The following is a 1,301-nucleotide window of genomic DNA, read 5'->3' as shown; positions in this document are numbered from 1 at the left end:
CCGCCGGCCCGGCGCCGGCCGCAAACGCGTCGTCGACCGGGACCCAGCCGTTCGGGAGGCACTCCTCACGCTGGTCGAGCCCGACGTCCGCGGAGATCCCATGTCGCCGCTGCGCTGGACCACCAAATCCACCCGCAAGCTGGCCGAGCAGCTGACCCGACAGGGCCACAGGATTCCGCGGACACGGTAGGCGACCTGCTGCGCGAGGAGGGATTTAGCCTGCAGAGCAATGCCAAGACGCTGGAAGGCAAGCAGCACCCCGACCGGGACGCACAGTTCCGTTACCTCAACGAGCAGGCCCGCAACCACCAGGACGGCGGTGCTCCGGTGATCAGTGTGGACACGAAGAAGAAGGAGCTGACGGCCCGTTCAAGAACAACGGCCGTGAATGGGAGCCGAGAGGCGAGCCGGTGCGGGTCGACACCCACGACTTCCCCGACCGCGTGCTGGGCAGGGCGGTGCCCTACGGCATCTACGACGTCGCCGCGAACACCGGCTGGGCCAACGTCGGCACCGACCCCGACACCGCCGCGTTCGCCGTCGAGTCGATCCGCCGTTGGTGGAACGGAGCCGGGCGGGCCACCTACCCGACGGCCAGCCGGCTGCTGATCACCGCCGATGCCGGCGGCTCCAACGGGTATCGCACCCGCACGTGGAAGACCGAACTCGCCCGGTTCGCCGCTGAGTCCGGCCTGGCCATCACCGTCTGCCACCTGCCTCCCGGGACTTCGAAGTGGAACCGGATCGAGCACCGGCTGTTCTCCCACATCACCATGAACTGGCGCGGCACGCCCCTGACCAGCCACGAAGTCATCGTCGAGAGCATCGCGGCGACCACCACCAAGACCGGTCTGACCGTGCACGCGGAACTCGACACCAACCCGTACCCCACCGGCATCCAGGTCAACGACGACGAGATCGCCTCCCTGACGATCACCCGCCACCGCTTCCACGGCGACTGGAACTCCACCCTCCACCCCAAGCATCCGATGGACGCGGCCACGACCAACAGCACGTCGGACCAGGCCCCGGCAGGCAGACCGCCTCGCCTCACACGGCGTTCGCTGCAGGACCCGGAACTGACCGGGATGACCCGTCAGCAGCTCAGCGAGCTAATCGACGCGCTGACTGGAGGCTCAACGCGAGCAAGTGCTCCGCACACGGCGCGGTCACGAGCGCCTGGTAGCCCCTGGTACAGGTGCCAAAGCCAAACTCATCCCAGCCGACCGGATCCTGGTCACTGTGCTCCACCTGCGCAAACTTGCGACCATGGACCTCCTCGGCCAACTCTTCGGCGTCAC

The 1,301-nt window shown here is 67.8% G+C and carries 1 pseudogene; it reads left to right on the top strand.

The annotated features are described in order from the left end of the window. Positions 1 to 1,301 (top strand): annotated as a pseudogene (locus ABZ624_RS43115) (ISAzo13 family transposase); the annotation flags it as partial.

The organism is Streptomyces sp. NPDC007205 (assembly GCF_040634095.1).
Lineage (GTDB): Bacteria > Actinomycetota > Actinomycetes > Streptomycetales > Streptomycetaceae > Streptomyces.
This window is presented reverse-complemented; position numbering and strand designations above follow the sequence as displayed.